At 30.8% G+C, this 23,473-nt stretch carries 23 protein-coding genes; 3 read left to right on the top strand and 20 right to left on the bottom strand.

Translation table 11 applies throughout. The features are described 5' to 3' along the window. Window positions 1–22 precede the first annotated feature (22 nt). The 19 genes from rpe to KPL37_RS12310 all read right to left on the bottom strand — a co-directional run bounded on the left by rpe (window position 23) and on the right by KPL37_RS12310 (window position 18,432). On the bottom strand, window positions 23–673 hold the full coding sequence (rpe, locus tag KPL37_RS12400; RefSeq protein WP_216149819.1) for a ribulose-phosphate 3-epimerase: 651 nt from the start codon (window positions 671–673) through the stop codon (window positions 23–25). Continuing rightward, entirely contained in the window at window positions 670–1,539 is an 870-nt protein-coding gene (rsgA, locus tag KPL37_RS12395; protein ID WP_216149817.1) for a ribosome small subunit-dependent GTPase A, read from the bottom strand. Before rsgA ends, rpe begins: the two co-directional genes overlap by 4 nt. Window positions 1,540–1,579: 40 nt before the next feature. Further along, complete coding sequence (gene pknB / locus KPL37_RS12390) at window positions 1,580–3,526, bottom strand: Stk1 family PASTA domain-containing Ser/Thr kinase (RefSeq protein ID WP_216149815.1); 1,947 nt, start codon at window positions 3,524–3,526, stop codon at window positions 1,580–1,582. Beyond that, a complete protein-coding gene (locus KPL37_RS12385) occupies window positions 3,501–4,247 on the bottom strand; it encodes a Stp1/IreP family PP2C-type Ser/Thr phosphatase (protein WP_216149813.1) in 747 nt (248 codons plus the stop codon). Before KPL37_RS12385 ends, pknB begins: the two co-directional genes overlap by 26 nt. A 12-nt stretch (window positions 4,248–4,259) precedes the next feature. Further along, on the bottom strand, window positions 4,260–5,297 hold the full coding sequence (rlmN, locus tag KPL37_RS12380) for a dual-specificity RNA methyltransferase RlmN (RefSeq protein WP_216149811.1): 1,038 nt from the start codon (window positions 5,295–5,297) through the stop codon (window positions 4,260–4,262). 46 nt (window positions 5,298–5,343) lie between these two features. Continuing rightward, window positions 5,344–6,672: a 16S rRNA (cytosine(967)-C(5))-methyltransferase RsmB gene (gene rsmB / locus KPL37_RS12375; protein WP_216149809.1), complete on the bottom strand. Its 1,329-nt coding sequence runs from the start codon at window positions 6,670–6,672 to the stop codon at window positions 5,344–5,346. Window positions 6,673–6,703: 31 nt separating this feature from the next. Next, window positions 6,704–7,633, bottom strand: coding sequence for a methionyl-tRNA formyltransferase (gene fmt, locus KPL37_RS12370; RefSeq protein WP_216149807.1), 930 nt, complete (start codon window positions 7,631–7,633; stop codon window positions 6,704–6,706). A gap of 1 nt (window position 7,634) precedes the next feature. Further along, window positions 7,635–8,087 carry a peptide deformylase gene (gene def / locus KPL37_RS12365; protein ID WP_216149804.1) on the bottom strand — a complete coding sequence of 151 codons (453 nt, stop codon included), beginning with the start codon at window positions 8,085–8,087 and terminating at the stop codon, window positions 7,635–7,637. A gap of 40 nt (window positions 8,088–8,127) precedes the next feature. After that, complete coding sequence (gene priA / locus KPL37_RS12360; protein ID WP_216149802.1) at window positions 8,128–10,329, bottom strand: primosomal protein N'; 2,202 nt, start codon at window positions 10,327–10,329, stop codon at window positions 8,128–8,130. A 48-nt stretch (window positions 10,330–10,377) separates the two neighbouring features. Then, window positions 10,378–11,568: a bifunctional phosphopantothenoylcysteine decarboxylase/phosphopantothenate--cysteine ligase CoaBC gene (gene coaBC, locus KPL37_RS12355; protein WP_216149800.1), complete on the bottom strand. Its 1,191-nt coding sequence runs from the start codon at window positions 11,566–11,568 to the stop codon at window positions 10,378–10,380. Between the two features lies 1 nt (window position 11,569). Next, complete coding sequence (gene rpoZ, locus KPL37_RS12350) at window positions 11,570–11,788, bottom strand: DNA-directed RNA polymerase subunit omega (protein WP_216149798.1); 219 nt, start codon at window positions 11,786–11,788, stop codon at window positions 11,570–11,572. Next, a complete protein-coding gene (gene gmk / locus KPL37_RS12345) occupies window positions 11,781–12,392 on the bottom strand; it encodes a guanylate kinase (RefSeq protein ID WP_216149796.1) in 612 nt (203 codons plus the stop codon). Before gmk ends, rpoZ begins: the two co-directional genes overlap by 8 nt. After that, on the bottom strand, window positions 12,392–12,664 hold the full coding sequence (remA, locus tag KPL37_RS12340) for an extracellular matrix/biofilm regulator RemA (RefSeq protein WP_071613272.1): 273 nt from the start codon (window positions 12,662–12,664) through the stop codon (window positions 12,392–12,394). Before remA ends, gmk begins: the two co-directional genes overlap by 1 nt. Before the next feature lie 14 nt (window positions 12,665–12,678). Next, window positions 12,679–13,557, bottom strand: a complete 879-nt coding sequence (locus KPL37_RS12335; protein ID WP_216149794.1) for a YicC/YloC family endoribonuclease — start codon at window positions 13,555–13,557, stop codon at window positions 12,679–12,681. A 210-nt stretch (window positions 13,558–13,767) separates the two neighbouring features. Further along, window positions 13,768–14,922 (bottom strand): aminotransferase class I/II-fold pyridoxal phosphate-dependent enzyme, encoded by a 1,155-nt coding sequence (locus KPL37_RS12330; protein WP_216149792.1) that lies wholly within the window; start codon window positions 14,920–14,922, stop codon window positions 13,768–13,770. 207 nt (window positions 14,923–15,129) lie between these two features. Continuing rightward, window positions 15,130–16,551 (bottom strand): NCS2 family permease, encoded by a 1,422-nt coding sequence (locus tag KPL37_RS12325; protein ID WP_216149790.1) that lies wholly within the window; start codon window positions 16,549–16,551, stop codon window positions 15,130–15,132. A gap of 100 nt (window positions 16,552–16,651) precedes the next feature. Beyond that, window positions 16,652–17,647, bottom strand: coding sequence for an asparaginase (locus KPL37_RS12320; RefSeq protein WP_216149788.1), 996 nt, complete (start codon window positions 17,645–17,647; stop codon window positions 16,652–16,654). 211 nt (window positions 17,648–17,858) lie between these two features. After that, a complete protein-coding gene (locus KPL37_RS12315) occupies window positions 17,859–18,059 on the bottom strand; it encodes a hypothetical protein (protein ID WP_216149786.1) in 201 nt (66 codons plus the stop codon). A gap of 229 nt (window positions 18,060–18,288) precedes the next feature. Continuing rightward, window positions 18,289–18,432, bottom strand: coding sequence for a hypothetical protein (locus KPL37_RS12310; protein WP_216149784.1), 144 nt, complete (start codon window positions 18,430–18,432; stop codon window positions 18,289–18,291). A gap of 235 nt (window positions 18,433–18,667) precedes the next feature. Between KPL37_RS12310 and KPL37_RS12305 the strand changes: the two genes are divergently transcribed. The 3 genes from KPL37_RS12305 to KPL37_RS12295 all read left to right on the top strand — a co-directional run bounded on the left by KPL37_RS12305 (window position 18,668) and on the right by KPL37_RS12295 (window position 22,777). Continuing rightward, a complete protein-coding gene (locus KPL37_RS12305; RefSeq protein ID WP_216149782.1) occupies window positions 18,668–18,853 on the top strand; it encodes a hypothetical protein in 186 nt (61 codons plus the stop codon). Between the two features lie 230 nt (window positions 18,854–19,083). Beyond that, window positions 19,084–22,032, top strand: a complete 2,949-nt coding sequence (locus KPL37_RS12300; RefSeq protein ID WP_216149780.1) for a glycoside hydrolase family protein — start codon at window positions 19,084–19,086, stop codon at window positions 22,030–22,032. Between the two features lie 301 nt (window positions 22,033–22,333). Beyond that, window positions 22,334–22,777: a MarR family winged helix-turn-helix transcriptional regulator gene (locus KPL37_RS12295; RefSeq protein ID WP_216149778.1), complete on the top strand. Its 444-nt coding sequence runs from the start codon at window positions 22,334–22,336 to the stop codon at window positions 22,775–22,777. Window positions 22,778–22,858: 81 nt separating this feature from the next. Here the strand turns inward: KPL37_RS12295 and KPL37_RS12290 are convergent, their stop codons facing one another. Then, entirely contained in the window at window positions 22,859–23,281 is a 423-nt protein-coding gene (locus KPL37_RS12290) for a putative ABC transporter permease (RefSeq protein WP_216149776.1), read from the bottom strand. Window positions 23,282–23,473: the final 192 nt, after the last annotated feature.

The raw sequence follows: 23,473 nt of genomic DNA, 5'->3' as shown, positions 1-23,473 counted from the left end.
GCTGTTTATCACACAATTATTATTAAATTTCAGCTCTTAATTTTTTTATGTTTTTTTCGATTTCACCATTTCTAAATACAGCTGACCCAGCTACTATTACATTAGCACCACTACTCACAACATCATGGATATTAGATTCATCAATTCCACCATCTACTTGAATCATAATATCTTTATTATAAATATCTGCAAGAGCTCTGACTTCCTTAACTTTATCCGAGCAGTATTCAATAAATTTTTGTCCTCCAAATCCCGGATTTACTGTCATAATAAGTACCATATCAACATTACTTATCAGATGCTTTATTAAGGCCACAGGAGTGGCAGGGTTTAATGCAACTCCTACTTTAACCCCAAAACTTTTTATATAGTTAATAGTTCTATCAATATGCCTATCAGTTTCATAATGAACAGTTATGATATCAGCACCCGCATGTACAAATTCTTCTACATATCTAGACGGTTCTTCTATCATAAGATGTACATCAAATGGAAGTCTTGTTAGTTCTCTAATGCTCTTAATAATTGGAACGCCAAAAGAAATGTTAGGTACGAACATACCATCCATTACATCAATATGAATCATATCAGAACCATATGCATCTAATTGCTTAATATGTTCTCCTAGCCTTGAAAAATCAGCTGACAATATTGATGGTGCTATTTTTATCATTTTCTATTCCCCCTAGCAATAATTTCTTCTAAAGTTTTTACATAAAATTTATATCTATCTCTGTAAATTTCATTAGCTTCTACAGCTTCCTTAACTCCACAATTAGGTTCCTTATAATGCATACAATTAGAAAATCTACATTCACATCTATATTTTTCAAATTCAGGGAAACAATGCTGTAATTGTTCTTTCTCTATAAAATCCAAACTTAATGATGAAAAACCTGGTGTATCTAGTAGGAATCCTTCCTCATATTCAATAAGTTCACTATGACGTGTGGTGTGTTTTCCCTTTTGCGATTTTTTACTTATGTCTCCAGTTTTCATGGCTTCTCTTCCAATTATGCTATTAAGTATAGTTGACTTTCCGACTCCAGACGGTCCACAAAAAACAGATATATTATTTTTTATCTTCGCCCTTAGCTCGTCAAGTCCCTCTCCCTCTTTTGCTTTTAAAAACACTATATCGCATCCAACACTTTTTAATTCTTTTATAAGATCCTCATCAACTTTCTCAACTAAATCCAATTTATTTAAGCAAAGAACTATCTTTAGTCTATAATTCTCACAAAGCACTAAAAATTTATTGAGCAATTCCATATTTAAATCAGGTTTTTTAAATGCGAAAACTACAAATGCTTGAGTAACATTAGCAACTACTGGGCGTATCATCTCTGTGTCTCTTGCAAAAATCTCTTCAATTACACCCTTGGTATCATCCGTCTCTAGCATTATTTCTACTTTATCACCAATAACAGGAGAAAGTCCAGTGTACCTAAACTTTCCCCTTGCCTTACATTCTATTACTCTGTCTTTAACTTTTACAAAATATAAACCACCTATACCTTTTGTGATTACTCCCTGCATATATCCTCCACCATTTACCTTTAATTTTATATTCTTTTTACTAATCAGTTTTAGAATTTTTATTTGTCGTTGGATCGGTTTTCGTTGGATCCTGAGTCGCAGCCTCCGCTGTTAAAGTTATAGTATCACCAACACTGACCTTAGTTCCTGCATCCTTATCTTGAGTTTGAATTATATCTTCATCATTGCCAGATACTGATATCTTTATATCATTTTGATCAGCTAAATCTTTTGCATCTTTAACTGTTTTTCCCATAAAGTTTGGAACATCAACTTGCTGTTTTTCAGGTTCTTTATAGGTATAATAACTAACACCTACAGAGTTACCTTCCTGAACCCCAGTATTTGCAGCAATACTTTGACTAAAGACTATACCATCCTGAGATTTATCAGTAGTTGTTACTGATTTTTTATCACCTAATGTCAAAATTGAACTTTTCAATGATGCTAATGCATCATCTAAAGATAATCCAAATAAATTTGGCACCTTTGTAATCTTAACACTCGGTCCCTTGCTTATTACTAAGGTTACACTATCGCCTTTTTGAACTAAGCTACCTTCACTAGGATCTTGACTTATTACAAGTCCACTCGCAACTGATTCACTGTATTCTTCTGCAACATTACCAAGTACTAGCCCATTTTGTTCAATATTAGAGTTAGCTGCATTTTGGTCAAGTCCTATAACCGACGGGATTTTAAAACCTGTTGGTCCTTTACTCACGTAAACTCTAACTTCTGAGTTTTCTTTTACTTCTGTTCCCTCATCAGGAAAACATGCTGTAACAGCACCTTTAGGTTCATCACTATTTACTTGTTTATTAACTACAAAATTAAGACCCTTTGCTACAACTAATTTTTCTGCAGCTGCCTTATCGAGCCCTATAATTTTAGGAACTACTAGCTTTGTTTCAACTTGTACTACACCATTATTACCGTTCATATATACGTAACCTAAAGCACTGAATAAAACAATTAATAAAATTATTGAAGTCACAATTATTGTCTTTTTTTTATTTTTATTCTTATTTTTATCTTTATTTTTATTCTTGTTCATTGGCTCTGGACTTTCAACCACATCTTCTTCTTTTTCATAATCAGCAGGATTTACAGGTGCCATAACTCTTGTGTATTCGTTATCCATGTTATTACCTGCAATAGTATAATCGCTATTATTTTGTATTCTCTGAAGATCCAAATACATTTCTTTTGCAGTTTGATACCTCTTTATTGGTTCTTTCTCTATAGCTTTTAGTATTAATTTATTCAAATTTTCTGGAACCTTATTATTTATTTCCTTAGGTGGTACAACCTTTTCTTGTATATGCTTTAATGCTACTGATACTGGGCTATCTGCATCATAAGGCACTCTACCCGTAACCATCTCATATAATACTATTCCAAATGAATAAATATCTGTTCTGCAGTCTACAAAGCTTGCTTTAGCTTGTTCTGGTGAAAAATAGTGTGCTGACCCCATTACAGTACTAGTATTAGTTATAGTAACTGAACTTGCCGCTTTTGCTATACCAAAATCTGTAACCTTAACTGTTCCATCTTCAGTTACAAGAATGTTATGAGGTTTTATATCTCTATGTATAATGTTATTCTTATGAGCGCATTCAAGTGCTTTTGCTATTTGCATACCATAGTCAAGTACTAAATCAGTACTCATGCTACCACTTTCGACTATAATTTCCTTGAGTGTCTTTCCCTTTATATATTCCATTACTATATAGTTAATATCCCTTTCACTTCCAACGTCATATATATTAACTATATTGTTTGATGAAAGGCTAGCTACAGACAGTGCCTCTTTTTTAAATTTTTCCATAAATTCTATATTATTTGAGAATTCTTCTTTTAATATTTTTACAGCAACAAAACGATTGAGTAATTGGCACTTAGCTTTATAAACTATTGCCATTCCACCCTCTCCAATTTTTTCAAGGAGTTCATATCTACTCCCTAATATGGTTCCTATCATCTCTGCACTCTCCTTCAAATACGATAACGGATATATTATCGCGTCCACCATTAAATTTGCTTAAGTCAACTAACATTTTACAACTTGTATCATTATCATTTTCAACAATAATATCATACATTTCAGAATAAGTCACATCATTAGTAAGACCATCTGTACATAAAATACATTTGATAACACTCGTCAAATCAAGGTCAAACAAATCAACTTCTACTAACTCATTTGTTCCAAGAGCCCTTGTAATAATATTTTTATTGGGGTGATTTCTTGCCTTTTCTTCAGTTATAGTCCCATTATCTAACAACTGCTGCACTAGAGAATGATCTCTTGTTACTTTTACTAATTTTCTTTTGCTATCTATAATATAGCAACTACTATCCCCCACATTTGCAACGACCATTTCATTCTGTTTTCTAAAACAAATTGTTATAGTTGTACCCATTCCTTTAAGAGAATCATTTTGACTTGCCATATCATAAATTTTCTTATTTGCACATTTTATACCTTCTGAAAGAACTTTTCTAAGGTCTGTGCCTTTATGATTGTTCTTTATATATTCCATTATAACCTTAATAGCTAAATCACTTGCTACTTCCCCAGCATTGTGTCCTCCCATGCCGTCAGCAACAACATAAATATCATAATCACTGCTTTCTAAATAACCTACAGAATCTTCATTTATTTTTCTGACATTCCCAACATCTGATAAAACCCCAATCATTGTTACACCCCCTCATTTAAGTTCTTCACTTTTAATATGGCTTCTTCTAAGCTGTCCACATGCAGCATTAATATCTAGCCCCATTTCTCGTCTTATCGTCGTCTGAATATTATTATCCTCAAGAACCCTCTTAAACTCAGCCACATTTTCATTTGAAGATCTCTTTAGTTCATTTTCTTTAATCTCATTAACCGGGATTAAATTAACATGGCATAACATATCTTTTAACAAAGCACTTAATTTTTCTGCATCTGACTTACTATCATTAAGACCCTTAACAAGAGCATATTCGAATGTTATTCGCCTGTTAGTTTTATCTATATAATACTTAGAAACATCAATTATTTCTGCAATAGAATACTTATTCGCAATTGGCATACTCTTCACTCTGATTTCATCACTAGGTGCATGAAGCGAAATAGCAAGTGTCGTTTGCATATTAAAATCGGCAAACTCTTTGATTTTAGGAACTATACCACATGTAGATATAGTTATATGCCTTTGTCCAATATTTAATCCATTCACTGAATTAACAAGTTTAAGAAATTTCATTACATTATCAAAATTATCAAATGGCTCCCCACTTCCCATCAGTACAACATTAGAAATACGATTGTTAATCAGATGCTGTGATTTTAATATCTGGGAAAGCATTTCTCCCGGTGTTATATTTCTAATCATTCCTCCGATGGTAGATGCACAAAATTTGCATCCCATCCTACATCCAACTTGTGTAGAAATACATATAGAATTTCCATGTTTATATTTCATAACAACACATTCAATTAAATTACCATCCGACAGTTCAAAAAGGTATTTTCTTGTATCATTATGTTTTGAAGTATACTCTTCTATAAGACTTGGTATTCCTATATAAAAATTAGTTTGTAACTTTTCTCTTATACTTTGTGGGATATTATTCATATTTTCAAATTCCCAAACATCCTTGTAAATCCAGTCAAATACTTGTTTAGCCCTGAATTTGCTTTCCCCATTACTTTTCATCCACTGTTGCAGTTCCAATAAATCAATATCTAATATATTTATCATTTTACACACCCAATCATTTTACACACTCACGAGTTTTATAGAGCCGCTATGACTTTATAAGTTTTGTTATAAAAAAGCCATCCATATATTCGTTTGGATATATAGTAACATATCCTTTGTCATTATATTTTATATTATCAAATTCCCCAAAAAATACAGGTTCTATCTTAAACTCGCAGTGTGACTCTAGAAACCATTCAATATTGCCTTCGTTTTCATCTTTATTAAGGGTACATGTTGAATATACAAGTACTCCCCCTTTTTTTACGTATTTTGAGGCATTATCCATTATACGTCTTTGTATATCTATTATATTATTTATATCTTTTATATTTTTACTCCACTTTATTTCAGGTTTTTTTCTGATGATTCCTAACCCTGAACATGGTACATCTATAAGCACTCTATCTGCATATTCAAACAAATCTGGAACATATTCAGTAGCATCTTGAGCTTCACAAGTTGTATTTGTAATTCCTATTCGTTTTATATTTTCTTCTATTAAAGACAATTTATTTTTATGTATATCAAACGCAAGGACTATACCTGTATTTTTCATAATCTCTGCTATATGCGTTGTTTTTCCACCTGGTGCGCTGCAAAGGTCTAAGACTTTCATGTTTGGTTTGAGATCCATAGAAGGTGCCGTTAGCATTGCGCTCTCATCTTGAACCGTTATATTCCCTTCGTTAAATAAAATATTATTTTCTATGTTTTTCCCCTTAATAATTCGTATTGCTTCGGATGAAGCATAACCTTCTTCTATATTATAACCATTTTCTATAAGTTTTTCCCATATTTCTTTATAAGTTAATTTTAGAGTATTAACTCTGACAGTAACATCTGGCTTATAATTTAACCCCTTGAGAATTTCTTCAGCTTTTTGAGGTCCATATTGCTTTATAAAGAGTTTAACCAAAGCTTTAGTAAATGAATACTCAAAACATAATCTTTCAATATCATTCTCTTCATTGTAATACTTTTCGCCTGTTTCCCTAAGGTAACTTCTAAGCACACCATTAACAAGCTTTGATGCTCCTATGTTACTCTTTTTCTTGGTTAAATTTACAGCCTCATTAACAGTTGCAAAACTCGGAACTTTATCTAAATACCTAATTTGATAAACTGATATTCTTAATATATTTAAAACAAAACTCTCTAATTTATCAAAACCATTTTTAACAAAGTGTTGCAATATTTTATCTATAGTATACTTGTATTTTAACGTTCCATAAACTATTTCTGTAACTAGAGCTTTATCTTTATCGCTTAGCTCTGATTTATTAAGTTCTAATCCTAAAACAATATTTGAATAAGCATTCTCATTTAATACTTTTTCTATAATTGTAACTGCTACCAGTCTACTATTACTCATACTCTTCCCTCAATTTCCCCATGTGATTTAATTATTTAAGTATCATGCCTAAATCTATTTTATTACCTATTATATAATCCTTTACTTTTAAAGGCTTTTTACCTGGAAATTGAATTTCCTCAATAAGTAAAACCCCACTGCCAGTTGATACCTTTAATCCCTCTTTTGAAACATCTATAATACATCCAACTTGCTTATCTGATAACTCATTTAATATTCTTGATTTATATATTTTCATTACAGTATCATTATAATGAGTATACGCAATTAGTGATGGATTTAAACCTCTTATAAAATTATGAATATTAGTATTACTACATGCCCAATCAATACTTGCCATTTTCTTATCTAGCTTAGACGCATATGTACTAGCCTTATCTTCTTGCTTAATTGGCTGAATTTTATTATTTATTACTGCATTTATTGTTTCAACTAATAGTTTAGCCCCTGTATTACTAAGAATGTCTGTAAGTTCTCCTGCTGTAATATCATTACTAATTTTAACCTCATTTGTTAAAAGAATATCACCAGTATCAAGCCCAACATCCATAAGCATTGTTGTATTACCAGAACTACTCTCACCATTAATTATGCACCAGTTTATAGGAGCTGCTCCCCGATATTTTGGCAATAAAGATGCATGTAAATTTACACATCCATATTTAGGGATATCCAATATTTCTTTTGGTAGTATTTGACCAAATGCTACTACTACAATAAAATCTGGTTTTAATTCCTTAATTTTATCTATCATTTCATTATTGTTTTTAAGCTTTAAAGGCTGGTATACCGGTACATTACATGAAGTTGCCAACTGTTTAACCGGTGACATAGCTAAATTTTTACCTCTTCCTTTCGGCCTATCTGGCTGAGTGAATACAGCCGCAACTTCAAATTCATTTATAAGTGATTGCAAAGATGGTACTGAAAATTGTGGCGTGCCCATAAAAATTATCTTCATATTATTGTTCCTCACTCTCTATTGCTTTGTCTATAAACAATACCCCATCTAAATGGTCAATTTCATGGCAGAATGCTCTTGCAAGGAGGCCTTCTCCCTCAATTACTATCTTCTCACCCATCTCATTTAATGCAGATACGCTTACTTTTTCCGGCCTATCTACATCCTTTTGTGTTCCTGGTATGCTTAAACAACCCTCACCTGCGATTTGTGAGCCTTCCATCTTCACGATTTCCGGATTTATTAGTGCTATAAGGCCATCACCAATATCAATAACAACTATTCTTTTTAAAATACCAACCTGCGGCGCGGCAAGACCTATCCCCTTAGAAATATACATAGTTTCTTTCATATCTTTGATTAATAATAAAATTCTTTGGTTAATTTCATCTACGACTCTACTTTTTTTTCTTAATAACTCATCACCATATATTCTAATTGTTCTTATAGCCATGTATTAATCTCCTTCTAACTAAATTATTAGCTTTACGTTACTAAATCATATTGCTTGGATTGATATCTATACTAACTCTTATACTACTATAAACATTTTTTACTAATTCATAAACAGAATTTTTTATTTCTAGAGCAATCGTTTCTTTAATATCTCCTTTAATAATAATTTGCCATCTATAAAAATTTTTAATTTTAGAAACTCCACAGGTACATGGTCCAAGCAATGTAATTTTATTATTATCTTTAATTTTATATTTTAAATTTACACCAACATTTTGTATGTTTTTTATTAACATATTTTCATTCTCAGAACTCATAGTTATAACTAGAATACTTGAGAAAGGCGGATAATTCATAACTTCTCTCATCATAATTTCATTTTTATAAAAGCTATCATAATCATTATTAGCTGCATATTGAATAGTTAAATCATCTGCACTATATGTTTGTATAACTACCTTGCCTTCCTTACTACCTCTACCTGCTCTTCCTGAAACTTGAGTAAGCAGCTGAAATGTCCGCTCAAAAGCCCTATAATCCGGTAAATTAAGCGATAAATCAGCAGCTATTACTCCGACTAATGTAACATCTTTAAAATCTAAACCTTTAGCAACCATTTGAGTTCCAATTAGAATATCTGCTCCTTTATTTTTAAAGGTATTATATATATATTCATAAGAATTTTTTTTCCGTGTTGTATCAAAGTCCATTCTTAATGTTTTTGCACTTGGAAAAATTCTATTAATTTCTTGCTCAATTTTTTCTGTTCCAACACCAAAATATTTCACATAACTACTGCCACAACTAGGGCAAACTTTACTGATTTTTTCCTTCTCACCACAGTAGTGGCATGTTAAGTATTCACCTGCACTATGATATGTTAATGAAATATCACACTTTTTACATTTAAAAACATAACCACATTTTCTACAGGATACAAATGTTGAAAATCCTCTTCTATTTAGAAACAAAATTACCTGTTCATTTTTACTTAAACACTGCGTAATGCCCTCATATAGTAACCTACTAAATATCGAGCGATTGTTGTTCATAAGCTCTTCTCGCATGTCTACAATTTCTACTTTTGGCATTGCTGCACCATCTGCTCTTTCATTAATAGTAATTAATGAAAGTTCATTTATTGTAGCCTTATAATAGCTCTCGACTGACGGAGTAGCTGATCCTAGTATTAGTTTACAATCTTCAAGTTCACATTTCATGTATGCTATTTCACGAGCATCAAATTTTGGATCACTGTCTGATTTATAACTAGCCTCGTGCTCCTCATCTATAACAATTAATCCTAAGTTTTCAAAAGGTAAAAATATAGCTGACCTTGCTCCAATTGCAATTTGTGCCTTCCCAAGCTTTACTCTCATCCATTCGTCAAAACGCTCACCATCTGACAATCTACTATGAAAAACCGCAATTTCAGGACCAAACCGTCCTTTAAATCTTTCAACCATTTGAGGTGTTAACGATATTTCTGGTATAAGTATTATAGATTGCTTATTTTCCTTTAACATATAACTAACCAATTTCATATATATTTCAGTTTTTCCACTACCGGTAACTCCATGAATTAAAAATTTATTTTTCTTAGAATTCATTATAAAATCTACTGATTGACGTTGCCTTTCATTCAGTATTTTTTCTTCGTACTTAGCATAATGTTTTTGATTATACCTATTAATCGTAACTTCTTGTTGAATTAAGAACCCATGTTTAATCATTGTATTGATTGATGATAATGATAATTTAAAATTTTTACTAAATTCATTTTTATTATATTTCATTTTATTTAATTCTATCAAATCATAAATATTTTTATAAGGTTCATTTAAAAATTTGCCCTCTATTTGCTTCCCTATAGTTAATAATAATGATGTTTTCTTTTTTATTCCCTTTGTTATACCCCTTGGAATAATAACTTTTATACATTCAAGATATGTACAAAGATACTTTTTTTTCATGTTTTTTACAAGTTCAATGTCAGTTATTTTAAGAAGTGGCATTTCATCACATATACTAGTTATTTCCTTAATATTAATAGCGCTATCACATTGCAGGTAAAGTTCCAGTACAAAAGCATCTAATGTTCTGTTCCCCCTACCAAATGGAACTTTAACTCTAAATCCTAACTGTAAACCACCTAATAAATTAGTAGGTATTTTATATGTAAAAATTTTATCTACCTGAACTGAATCGTTATTCACTACAACTCCAGCATACTGATACACTTAATCACCCTTTTAATTTTATAATTTTCTATAATATAAAAAAGCGCATTAGCGCTTTTTTTTTATTAAATTAAACAATTCCCTAGCAACTTGTTTCTTAGACATTATATCTAATGCTATTGGATCGTTATCTTTGCTTAAAATAATTACTTTATTTTCTTCAGTTCCAAACCCACTGTCTGTTTTTGTTATATCATTAGCAATTATATAATCTAAATTTTTTTTAACTAACTTTTCTTTTGCATTTTTAAGTAAGTCATTACTTTCTGCTGCAAAACCTACTAAAATTTGCTTATTTTTATGTAATCCTAACTCTTTTAAAATATCATTATCTCGTACAAACTCTAAGTTTAAACTATTTTCACTTTTCTTAATTTTACTACTAGAGTATAACTTAGGCTTGTAATCAGATACAGCTGCTGCTTTTATAACTATATCACTATCTTCATAATTGCTTATTACAGCGGCCCTCATCTCATCATTAGTATTTATCTTAATGATACTTACACCAAAAGGTGTTTTTTCATTACATGGTCCCGATATTAAAGTTACGTCTGCACCTCTATCTCTTGCTTCTCTCGCAATTGAATATCCCATTTTTCCTGTTGATCTATTAGTTATAAATCTTACAGGGTCAATAGGTGCAATTGTAGGTCCAGCTGTAACCAAAACCTTAGTACCAATCATATCCTTTATAGGATATGATTTACTCATAATAACTTCAAAAATATCTTCAGTTTGTGCAAGTTTTCCTTCTCCTATGTCACCACAAGCAAGCCTTCCTGATACAGGAGAAATAAACTCATAACCAAAATTTTTTAACTTTTGAATATTTTCTTGTAGAATAGGATTATTATACATATTAACATTCATTGCCGGGGCAAAAATCACAGGTGCCTTAGTTGCCATAATAGTAGTAGTAAGCATATCATCTGCAATTCCATTTGCAACTTTACCAATTATATTGGCAGTTGCTGGAACTACAACAAATAGATCTGCTTTTTTAGCAAGAGCTATATGTTGTATCTCCCATGCTTTAGGTTCCTGAAACATATCATGTATAACCATATTCTGACTGAGTGATTGAAAGCTTATTGGGTTTACAAACTCTATAGCGGATTTTGTCATTATAACATGCACATCAACATTTTCTTTTTTCAATCTACTAATAACATCTAGAGCCTTATATACAGCTATTCCGCCTGTAACTCCAATAACTACCGTTTTTGTATTTTCCATACTATTTTATTCCTTCTTTTGTTGTGATTGCAACAATTGCTCCCTCATAAATCTCCTCTATAGCAATAGTAACTGGCTTTGTTGAGTCCACCTGTACAAGTGGGCTTTGACCTTCTATTATTTGTCTTGCTCTTTTAGATGTTGCTACAACTAAAGAATACCTATTGTCAACCTCTTTTAATAAATCTACTATTGATGGACTAATCATTGAATTATTCATTTATAATTTCCTCCTTTAAAAAATCTCCATTCATTCTATCTACTCTACATCTTTCTGCAATTACAATGCTTTGGATTTTCTCACATGCACTAGCCACAGTATCATTCACAACTGCAAAATCATATTTTGATACAAAACTTATTTCTTCATGAGCAGACGCAAATCTAGTCATTAATGACTCTGGTGTTTCACTGCCCCTATTTGTAATTCTATTTCTTAATTCCTCCATAGATGGTGGAAGTATAAAAATAAATAAACCATTTGGATAAGCCATTTTCACCTTAAGAGCGCCTTGAATATCTATTTCAAGTATTACATCACGACCAGTCTCGAGCACTTTTAGAACCTCAGATTTAGGTGTACCATAACAATTTCCATAAACCTGCGCATATTCTAGAAAGTCTTTTGATTCAATTCTTTCCTTAAATTCTTCCCTAGATATAAAATAGTAATCTATACCTTCTATTTCAGCATTTCTTGGGCTTCTAGTAGTCGCTGAAACTGAAATCCAGAAATCATTTTTCTTAAGAAGCGCCTCGCACACAGTCCCTTTACCAGCACCGGAGGGTCCTGAAATTACAATTAGCTGTCCTCTACTTTTCATTATTCCTCAACCTCGTCTAAATGGTCATCATCTTTAACAGATAATCTATGTGCAACAGTTTCAGGCTGAACAGCTGATAAAATAACATGATCACTATCAGTAATAATAACCGCTCTGGTTCTTCTTCCATAAGTAGCATCAATTAGCATCCCTCTATCTCTTGCCTCTTGAATTATTCTTTTTATAGGCGCTGATTCAGGGCTGACTATAGCTACCAATCTATTCGCTGAAACAATGTTTCCAAACCCTATGTTTATCAACTTTATACTCATCATTTGCCTCCATTTTATTCTATGTTTTGTATTTGTTCTCTAATTTTTTCTATTTCACTTTTCATACTAATTACTGTATTTAAAATTTCTAAATCATTTGCTTTTGATGCTATAGTGTTAGTTTCCCTATTCATTTCTTGAATAATAAAATCAAGCTTTCTACCAATTGGTTCGTCTATTATTAAAGTTTCTCTCATTTGATTTATATGACTATGTAATCTTACAATTTCTTCATCGATTCCTGCTTTATCAGCAAAAATTGCAATCTCCATAGCAACTCTATTTTCGTCAAACTCAACTTCCTTATGCAAGGCATTGAGCCTTTGAGTTAGCTTTGCTTTATACTCACAAACAACAAGAGGTGCCCTTGCTTTAACTTTCTCAACTAAACCATTAATTAAATCACACTTAATCATAACATCCTCGAGTAACTTTCTGCCTTCTCTTTCTCTCATAAAAAGAAGAGCCCCAAGCGCCTTTGTTAATGCTACCTCAATCTGCTCAAAGGTTTGTGAAACATCTTCTTCCCTTTGTTTAAGTGTTATTACTTCAGGTAATTTAGCCACCGCTGCAACAGATATATTATCACTTAAACCATATTTATCCTTTAAGACTGTAAGACAATTTATATAACTTGCAGCTAATTTTTCATTCAAATATGCTTCAACATCTTCCTTATCATAATTCCCTTGAGTTACAAAAACATCAAGTTTTCCTCTTTTTACTTTTCCACCAATTATTTTTCGAATTTTATCCTCAAAAGATATTAATACTCTAGGCATTCTTATATTAGTTTCAAAATATCTATGATTAACACTTTTAATCTCAATTGTAAAACTTTTACCATCTTTCTCAGAGTTTCCTCTCCCAAACCCAGTCATACTTCTAATCATAACAAGACATCCTTCCATTGTTCATTGTGACCTCGTAATAAGTATACATAAAATATTACCTTAATTTCAAGCTAAAATTATAAGTTTTTACTTTTATTACGATTTTAATTTTAAAAAATACCATCAAGCTGTAATTTTATATATTTAAAAATCAGCTTATACTATTAATAAAATATTTCCTATATAACTTATATTATACCAATAATAATATTAATCACCACATTTTTTTAAAGATTTTAAAGCCTCTTCAATAATATGCTTATCTTTTGTAAGAGCTATACGGAAATAATCATACCCAATTTTTCCAAAAACATTACCAGGTGTAACAATAATCCCATGATTAATCAGCAATTCTTCACAAAATTCATTTGTAGTATAGTTTTTAGGTGTTCTACACCATAAATAAAAAGTAGCTTCCGCATCAAAGTATTTTATGTTTTTTTCTAGTAAAACACTTTTAGCAACTTCACGTCTTTCGTCATATATTTTTCTTATATTCTGAACATAATCACGTTCTAAATTAAGAGCAGCAACTGCAGCTTCTTGAACTGGTATAAATTGACCAGAATCACAATTGCTTTTTATTTTTAAAAGAGCATTTATTACTTCAGCGTTACCTACAGCATACCCTATTCTATATCCTGTCATATTATAAGTCTTAGATAAAGTTCCAAATTCCACATTTCGCCTTAATATGTCATATTGCATAAGGCTAATTGGTTCTTTATCTTGCCTAATTATCTCATTATATGCTGAATCATTGCATAAAACAATATTATTATCATAAGAAAACTTTATAATATGCTTATAGAACTCTTTACTCGCTACTGCGCCTGTAGGGTTATTAGGATAATTTATAAACATCAGTTTACACTTATTAACAATAATTTCAGGAATATCATCAAGCCTTGGCATATATCCATTGCTTTGTGTTAATGGCACAGTATATGGCACGCAGCCCCATAGTTTTGAACAAATGCTATAAACTGGATATGCAGGTTCAGGTACTATTACACAATCCCCTATATCACATACAGCCGGAATGATATTGTTTATACCTTCTTTTGATCCTATAAGAATTATTACTTCATCTAAGTCTAGACATACATTATAAACGTGATTATAGTATTTTATAACTGCTTTTTTCAGTTCAATTATTCCATCATAAGGGGGATAATTATTATATTTTTTACATTTTAGAGCCTCTATTAGTGCATCTGTGATTTTTGAATTGACTGGTAAATCTGGATCCCCTATACTAAGGTCAATAATTTTCTTATGATCAGTAATAGCTTTATTTTTAATATCATCAATTCTTTTGAAATGATATTCGGATACATTAGACAGTCTATTATTTATTTTCATAGTATCATCCTTTATATAGTTTTTATTATATTATTCGGATAATGCTAACTTTGTTACATTCAAAATATTTCAGTAAAAAGAGGCTTAAATTATAAACTGGTACTTATAAAATAGATATTTAAAATATCTATTTTATAAGTACCAGTTTAACCTCTTAATGTTTTTTTATTGCATTGCGTATTAATATATTAATATATAATTTAAACATTAAGGTAATATAATAAATCTAATTATAAATAAGAATGCTAAAACATAAACTATAGGGCTTACTTCCTTATACTTTCCTGTTACAACTTTTACTATAGGATAGAAAATAATTCCTGCAGCTATTCCATTTGCTATACTATAGCTAAATGGCATTATTGCTATTGTAAGAAATGCTGGAAGTGCTTCCGTAAAATCTTCAAAATCAATCTTTGTAATCGAGCTCATCATAAGTACTCCAACTATTACAAGTGCTGGGGCCGTAGCCTCAGCTGGTACTACTCCTACAAGTCCACTAAAAAATAATGAGCATAAAAATAAGAGTCCCACTGTAGCTGATGTAAGACCTGTTCTTCCACCTTCTGCAACTCCTGCCGTAGATTCAACATAAGTTACTATTGTACTTGTTCCCATAACTGCTCCTGCAGTAGTTGCTAATGCATCAGACATTAATGCTTTATTCATATTTTTTACTCGTCCATTCTCATCGAGCATTTTAGCTTTTGTTGCTGTTCCTACGAGTGTTCCTATTGTATCAAATAAATCCACTAAACTAAATGTTATTACAACCATTACTACACTCATTATTGCTGAAAATATCCCCTTACCAGCGCCTGCTCCTAAAAGACCTGCAAAATCAAACTGCATGAATGTTGGTGCAAGAGATGGTGGTTTACTAAATACATCAACACCTGCTAGTTTTGTAATTTCAAAAGGAATACCCACTATAGCAGTTATAACAATTCCAAATAGTATAGACCCCTTTATTTTTCTAGCCATTAATATTGCCGTAATAGTTATACCTATTAATGTAACTATCGCACTTGGAGATGTTAGCTTACCAAAGGCTACTAAAGTTTCTTTATTACTTACAATTATTCCGCCACCTTTAAATCCTATAAGTGCTATAAAGAGTCCGATACCACCTGAAATAGCAAGTTTTAAATTTTGTGGCAATGCATCCACTATTTTTTCTCGTATTGATGTAAGTGTTATTATTATAAATAAAATTCCTGATATAAAAACCGCTGCTAACGCTTGTTGCCATGTGTATCCCAGTCCCAAACATACACTATAAGTAAAGAATGCATTTAATCCCATTCCTGGTGCCTGTGCAAAAGGCAAATTAGCATAAAAAGCCATTACAAATGTACCCACAGCTGCTGCAATGCAGGTAGCTGCAAAAACAGATGCTACAACTGGATCATTTAATGCGTTGAAACCGGCTGCACCGTCACCCTTTATTCCAGGTAAATTCATTCCTGCAAATTTAAGAATATTAGGATTTACAAATATAATATATGCCATAGTAATGAATGTAGTTATCCCCGCCATTATTTCTGTTTTAACTGTTGTTTTATTTTCTCTTAATTTAAAAAGCTTCTCAAATATAGAACTTTTTTCAATGTTTTCTGCTGATTTCATGTTTCTCCCCTATTCTGTATTTTATTTTTTATACAAACATAATATCAAAAACGTAAGTTTACGTCAATACCATGGCGAATATTTAATCATATTCTACTCATTAAATTCGGCTTTTATACCTTCCATCTTCAAACATGTGCTTTATTTCTTTTAAATTTGTTGTACTCGCAAGTGCCAGCATAAGTTTAATTCTAGCCTTTTGACCTGGCAGACTATCTCCAAAAATAACGCCAGCATTCCTAAGTTCTTTTCCACCACCAGGGTACCCATAGGAATCTAGTACTCTTCCTTTAAAGCACCTAGACACCATAACAACTGCTACGCCCTTTGCAATGGCTGCTTTTACTCCTTCTGCCATTTTTGGAGGAATATTTCCTCTTCCCATAGCTTCAATAACAATTCCTCTTGCGTCTTCCTTTACACAAAAATCAATTAGTTTTGAACCCATACCAGCACAAGCCTTTATTAAATCCACTCTAGTTTCTATCTTATCTGTTGTTATATGTTCTTTTTTTAAACTATCTCTATAAAATATTACTTCATTGTTATCTATAATTCCTATGGGTCCAAACTCTGGACTCTGAAAAGTATTTAGATGCATTGAATGTGTTTTAGTAACTTCACTCGCACAATTAAGTTCATCATTTAAGCACACTAATACCCCTCTATTACGTGCCTCTTTCGAAATAGCAGTACAAATAGCCGCAGATAAATTTGCAGGACCATCATACCCTAGTTCCGATCCATTTCTCATTGAACCCGTAACAATTACCGGCTTTGAATTATCAATAGTTAGATGTAATAGATATGCTGTTTCCTCAAGTGTGTCCGTACCATGAGTCACTACAACCCCGCATATATCCTCCCGAATTAAAAATTTTTGTATGTACCTAGACAAGTCCATCATGATTTCTGGCGTCATATGAGGACCTGGCATGCTTGAGAAAGTATATGATTCTACTTGCGCATACTTTTCAATTCCTGTAACCATAGACATTATTTCTTCTCCACTTAGAGTTGGAACTGCTGCCTTTATTCTTGGATCGAGTGTCATCGAAATTGTGCCGCCATTAAAAATAACCGCAACTTTTTTCACTTAAATTACCTCCTAATCTTAGTATCTAATCTTAGTATCTAATAAAATAATCGTAAATATTTACGCTTAATACTTTATGTTTGAATTTTACAAACAAATTCTATTCTACAATATACCTGGAAAAATTACATCTTTTATTTATGAAATTTTATAAATAACAATAAATAAAAATAAGGTATGCAAATTATTAACATACCTTATTTTCATGATTCTATTTGTTTTTTAAATATTCAAATAAACTTTTCTCTATTTCATCAGCACCGTTATCATCTAATGTTATATACTGCCTCTGACCATCTAACGCCTTTACCTCAATTGTCCCTATTTCTTGTCCAGTTATTTTGTCAGTATCCCTCTCAAATTTCATTATTTTATAACCTTCATCTATAAAATGATCACATTTGTTAACCATTAAATCACTCTCCTTTTACTTCCACACATATATATATTAACTTTAATTCTTTCTTGCTTTTTCACCCTTTTTCTGTCTATCGCTAGGTTCTGTTCTTTTAGTACCAATATTAACCTTCTTACTATTAGTTTCACTTTCTTTGCCCTTTTGCATATCATCGTCGCCCCTTTAGATAATATTTTTCAAATGTTTTATTTACACATCAAATTCATACTACAGATTTTATGAGCTAGTCAATAATTTCTCCATTAAAATTTTTATACAAAGGCTGATTTTTCTTATCTCCATTGCTTTTCTTAGGTTTATGAATATTATCACGTTTAATATCGATATTACTATTTTTACTACCACCAACATGTTGATGATCAGGCATTATTAAAACCCCCTTTTGTTAAATTACATTCAAAACCATTTGCTTTATTATTTTCTCTCCAAATTTATAATATTATACGTAGTAATTTAACCTAAAATCTATTTTTATATGATTTGCTAAAAAACTTTCACTAAATTATTTGTTTCAGTTAATTACTGATCAAATTTTAAATATAAGGTATATTAAATTGCATTTAGATAATATATATAAGTAAGTAATTTATGAGGTGTCTTAAATGAATGATGATTTAAAGAAAATAATACATGCTGAAATCAGTGAACCACTCAATAAAATTATTGATGTTTTTACAAAAAAACCTAAAAAAACAAATTTTAAGCTAGTTATTTTTTGGGTTATAGTTGGGCTTTTAGCTTTTTTATTACTTTATTATACTTATGATATGTTATTTACTTATTTTTAATTTATCTTTTAACAACTGCCTTGTTCATTAAATCTTGGCCTATATTTCCTTTTAATATTAACAAAAAAATAACTTTGTTTAACATTTTATCCAATAAATAATTTGAATATTGTTACAATAATAATATATATCTGTAAATTTAATATTTTCCAATTTTATTATATAATAAGGTAAATTGTGTTAAAATACAGATAAATATAAAAGTAAGTTAAACAGGGGGATTACAAGAGATGAAAAAACTATTAAGAACCACATTTGTTTTATTGTTTTGTTTTTTATTAATATCTACTCATAATTCATATGCTTTTGAACCAACTAATAATCAAGTTGTGAGCGCAAATAAGGTCTGGAATATCCAATTTAACAAAGAGCTTAAATTTGATGATACCTTAAAAAAATCAATAACTATAGTCGATAGTACAGGGAAATCTCCGGCTATAACAACGGAGCTCGGTATTGATAAAAAATCCATTTTAATTAATCCACCAGTAAAAGGATACACTCTAGGCGAAACGTATACTTTAAAAATGGATAAAGAAATTTATTCAACAGACGATACACAATTGCAAACTGCTTTGCAGATGACTTTTAAAATCAATAATAATATACTTGCAGTAAATAATGAAAATGTTAAAACTATTTTTAACGATTACTGCAATAACATTATTACTAGTGGTTGGAGTAAAAGTAATGATTCTAATGACTCATTTATAGCAGATACTAGTGAAAGCGAAAAATATAATACTCATATTCCTTATGGACAATATTTATTTTATGGTAACACCCAAAATTCTATTTCAAAAATAAGTAAAGATGTATCAATAGGTGCTGGACCTTTTAATGTAGAATTTGATGCTAAAATAACAGATTTACAAACTCCTTCTACAAATGAAGGTTGGAGAGGTTTTGCTCTAGATATAATTGCCAACAATAAAAGATATCGTCTTAGCATTAATAGTAAAGACTCTAACAACAAAGTAAACATAAACTTATTAAGCAAAAGTTCAGGAACAAATCCTTTTCAAACATTCAATGCATATTTACCTAATGATAATAACATTCATAGATGGTCAGTCAAGAATGATGGCAACAAAACTATATCAATATTATTAGATGGAAAAACTATAGGTAACTTTACTAATCCAGAACTATCCGCCGGTGGACTTGCCGATAAGGTTATACTCTATAGTGATATGACTGATTCACTTACTGGTACCAATAAAGTATATATAGACGATTTTGCAGTAGTAAAACCTTTAGTAATAAAAAGTTCTACTGTAATCACTGACGAAAAGAACCAGAGTATAAATATTTCAACAAATGTACTTATTGATGATACAACTCTTATAAATATTAAGGCGTATAGTATTAAATCATATCTATACAAAAACAATAATATTATAGCAGAAGCTACAACCGTACTCGATGGCAAAACTATTTTATCGACACTCAGTAATATAACTCAATCAGGCGATATGAAACTTGTGATAAAAATTGTGACAGGTAACCAGATAATTGAAGAAACAACAAAGAATCTAAAAATGAATATTTCAACAGTTAATTTGGATCCAGGTCAAACTATAAGTTCAACCCCAGGAAGCGTATATTTATATACACAAATGGATAAGATGTCAGCAACAGGACATACTAATGCTGTGAATTCCGGGTGGACTTTAGGGTCATACGCAGATTCTGAAAACAATAAAAATGGATCAATACTTGACAATGGAGAAAATGCCCTAACATTAAAAATGCCCGTAACACTCAATGGCTGGTTTAGGGTTTATGTAGGTTATGTGACTGGTACGGATAGTTTTAGGATAGGAACTACAGATACTACATCAATGACCCAGATAAAGGGTGATGTTTCTCTTAATTCTAATGAGTTATATGGTGATCAATGGCTTAATGAAAAATCTACAATAATATCAAATTTTAGTAATAATTCGATTCAAATCAATGCAATTCCTTACAAAAATGCTAGGATTGCCTATATTAAACTAATAGGATTAACAACTGATCAGGTTACTTTATATCAAAAACAGAATGTAAACACTCAAACAGTTATTTATGATTTTGATGGATATTCTGATTTCTTTTCTGGTAAATATCCTACTGTAGAAACACTTGAAAATAAAACTGTGGATAGGCTTAGCAGCAAAAATGTCGGGATAATAAATTGGTGTTTAGGAACTACAGGTGCTTTAAATTATAATAGTAAATATGCTGGCAATGCATTTGAAGGCACTGAAGAATTTGATTCTGAGCTTAGAGATGGAGATAAATTAGCAAAATCCCAAATATTAAATATATTAGCCTCTGGAAGGTCGCCACTCGAGGTTGTAGCTGATAGAGGTGCAAATAAAGACATAAAAGTTAATGCTTCACTTAGGATGGATGTGTTTTATAATCCAACTATTTATGGATTTTTAAACGGATCAATGTATAATGAATTCAAACAATACTCTCAACCTGGGAATTTTCCTCTAAGCTATTACTATCCAAAAGTTAGAGATTATATAAAAAATATACTTATAGAAGCAGGTTCTTTTAATAATGTAAGTGGCGTAACATTAGATTTTTGTAGGTATCCAACTATTTTTGGAAGTGAAACTCTAAGTGATCAAAAAGTAGTCATTATGAATGAATTTTTACGAACTTTGCGAAAAGAACTACCAAAAAATAAAACTATTACTATAAGAGTACCTTGGAAAGATCCCATTCAATATGGTTTTGATGTTAACACTTGGGTTAAGGAGGGTTTACTCGATACATTGATACCTTCAAGCATTGGTAGCGAAGACAAAACTTTTCCCATTGATTCTTATGTATCTATAGTCAAAAATACAAATGTAAAATTATATATAGGTATTTCTGCAGATGTTAGTGGTCATGATATAACAAAAGAAGAAGAAGAGTTAGTAAAACAAGGATTATATATAAACAACAAGGAATATTTAGATATTGCACAGTACTTATTACGGGCTAATAATGTATATGAAGCTGGTGCTGATGGAATATTCTTATTTAACTCCACTTCCAACTTATATATTAATAATAGTTCACCAGTTGAATCAACTTACTTAGGTGATAAAACTCAAATTGAAAAATGGTACCAATTTGATTATGTATCAGGCTTCATGGTAAATAAAATTAATGTTACAAAACCCACTAATTAAAATTGGTGCTACTAAAACCTATACCATGATAAATTAACATCATTTTATATATTTATTATCTTAGATTAAGAATTATATTGACAACCAAGTAAGACTAATACTTGACATTTTGTAACTAACATGATATGTTTAATTTATAATTAGATTTTATTCAATTTGATTTTATGTAATTGAATAAAATCAACTAAAATAGTAAAGATATTAATTGTAAATGTGGTAGTAAGATTTGAATCTCCTATTAAACTAATGAGTATTGAACATAAACTCAAAATTTACTTTAAATGAAAAGGAATGATTAAGTTTGACAGATGAATCCCTTAAATTAGATAATCAATTATGTTTCACTCTATATGCTTGTTCCCGTGAAATAACAAAACTTTACAAACCAGAATTAGATAAACTAGGTATAACCTACACCCAATATATCGCTCTACTAGTATTATGGGAAAAGGATAATATAACCGTAAAAGAAATAGGAATAAATTTACATCTTGATTCTGGCACTTTAACCCCTCTATTTAAAAAATTAGAGTGCATGAACCTAATAAAAAGAACTAGAGATACTGTAGATGAGCGAAATGTATATATTACCTTAACTCCTTCCGGTACTGGATTAAAAAAACTGGCTATTGGTATACCAAAAAAAATCTTTTGTTCGACTGGCCTTTCACTTGAGAATGCGATTACCCTTAAGGAAGATGTTAATTCATTATTATTAAATTTAACTTCTAACCATAAGCTATAAAAATGATGTAGCAAGTTTAATGTATTTTAAAATTAAACTTACCACATCATTTTTTTGTAATTTATAATATCTAGTCTAATCCTAATTAGTATTACGATTAATTTTGTTCTCAATACCTACAATAACATCATGTATTTTTTCGAACACAATTCCATAAGCGATCCATACTGGTGCATAAGCTAATGTTATTATTCCACATATTGACAATGTTTTGTTTACATAATTCCATGGACACTCCCCTAAAACTAACCTAAGCAATAGTCCGCTAATTAATTCTACCGCAAATATAAGAACCATATATATGCCTCCCCTAACAATAAGCGGAAGATGCCTGATCCTATTATGGACTGGTTCAAGAAACACAGTAAGACCATAGATAGGAAACATCCAAATGCAAGTTGAGCCCCTAAGTAATATATCTCCCTTAAGCATTGCTCCAAAACCATTCCAAAATACCTCTCCTAAAAGACCTAAAAGTCCATATATAATAAATTTCTTCCACATAATAATATTATGTGTGTTACATTGCAAAATATACTAATAATTTTATCAATTTGGTACTAATATTAAAAGATCAGCAAATGCTATAATGTACCCTATCGGGTAGACAATTTAAAAAAAGTCTACCCGATAGGGTATTTTTATGTATAATAAAGAAAAGCATGGTAGTTTAGCAATTTAAATTTGATAGGATTC

Origin of the sequence: Clostridium frigoris (assembly GCF_018861865.1) — a bacterium.
GTDB classification, from domain to species: Bacteria; Bacillota; Clostridia; order Clostridiales; family Clostridiaceae; genus Clostridium_AD; species Clostridium_AD frigoris.
Note: the sequence above shows the minus strand (reverse complement) of the source record. Positions and strands in the feature narration are given on the sequence as shown.

Excerpts from the sequence above, each read along its gene's own strand:
- rpe (WP_216149819.1), bottom strand. The coding sequence starts at position 673 with ATGATAAAAATAGCACCATCAATATTGTCAGCTGATTTTTCAAGGCTA.
- rsgA (WP_216149817.1), bottom strand. The coding sequence starts at position 1,539 with ATGCAGGGAGTAATCACAAAAGGTATAGGTGGTTTATATTTTGTAAAA.
- pknB (WP_216149815.1), bottom strand. The coding sequence starts at position 3,526 with ATGATAGGAACCATATTAGGGAGTAGATATGAACTCCTTGAAAAAATT.
- KPL37_RS12385 (WP_216149813.1), bottom strand. The coding sequence starts at position 4,247 with ATGATTGGGGTTTTATCAGATGTTGGGAATGTCAGAAAAATAAATGAA.
- rlmN (WP_216149811.1), bottom strand. The coding sequence starts at position 5,297 with ATGATAAATATATTAGATATTGATTTATTGGAACTGCAACAGTGGATG.
- rsmB (WP_216149809.1), bottom strand. The coding sequence starts at position 6,672 with ATGAGTAATAGTAGACTGGTAGCAGTTACAATTATAGAAAAAGTATTA.
- fmt (WP_216149807.1), bottom strand. The coding sequence starts at position 7,633 with ATGAAGATAATTTTTATGGGCACGCCACAATTTTCAGTACCATCTTTG.
- def (WP_216149804.1), bottom strand. The coding sequence starts at position 8,087 with ATGGCTATAAGAACAATTAGAATATATGGTGATGAGTTATTAAGAAAA.
- coaBC (WP_216149800.1), bottom strand. The coding sequence starts at position 11,568 with ATGGAAAATACAAAAACGGTAGTTATTGGAGTTACAGGCGGAATAGCT.
- rpoZ (WP_216149798.1), bottom strand. The coding sequence starts at position 11,788 with ATGAATAATTCAATGATTAGTCCATCAATAGTAGATTTATTAAAAGAG.
- gmk (WP_216149796.1), bottom strand. The coding sequence starts at position 12,392 with ATGAAAAGTAGAGGACAGCTAATTGTAATTTCAGGACCCTCCGGTGCT.
- remA (WP_071613272.1), bottom strand. The coding sequence starts at position 12,664 with ATGAGTATAAAGTTGATAAACATAGGGTTTGGAAACATTGTTTCAGCG.
- KPL37_RS12335 (WP_216149794.1), bottom strand. The coding sequence starts at position 13,557 with ATGATTAGAAGTATGACTGGGTTTGGGAGAGGAAACTCTGAGAAAGAT.
- KPL37_RS12330 (WP_216149792.1), bottom strand. The coding sequence starts at position 14,922 with ATGAAAATAAATAATAGACTGTCTAATGTATCCGAATATCATTTCAAA.
- KPL37_RS12325 (WP_216149790.1), bottom strand. The coding sequence starts at position 16,551 with ATGAAATCAGCAGAAAACATTGAAAAAAGTTCTATATTTGAGAAGCTT.
- KPL37_RS12315 (WP_216149786.1), bottom strand. The coding sequence starts at position 18,059 with ATGGTTAACAAATGTGATCATTTTATAGATGAAGGTTATAAAATAATG.
- KPL37_RS12310 (WP_216149784.1), bottom strand. The coding sequence starts at position 18,432 with ATGCCTGATCATCAACATGTTGGTGGTAGTAAAAATAGTAATATCGAT.
- KPL37_RS12305 (WP_216149782.1), top strand. The coding sequence starts at position 18,668 with ATGAATGATGATTTAAAGAAAATAATACATGCTGAAATCAGTGAACCA.
- KPL37_RS12300 (WP_216149780.1), top strand. The coding sequence starts at position 19,084 with ATGAAAAAACTATTAAGAACCACATTTGTTTTATTGTTTTGTTTTTTA.
- KPL37_RS12290 (WP_216149776.1), bottom strand. The coding sequence starts at position 23,281 with ATGTGGAAGAAATTTATTATATATGGACTTTTAGGTCTTTTAGGAGAG.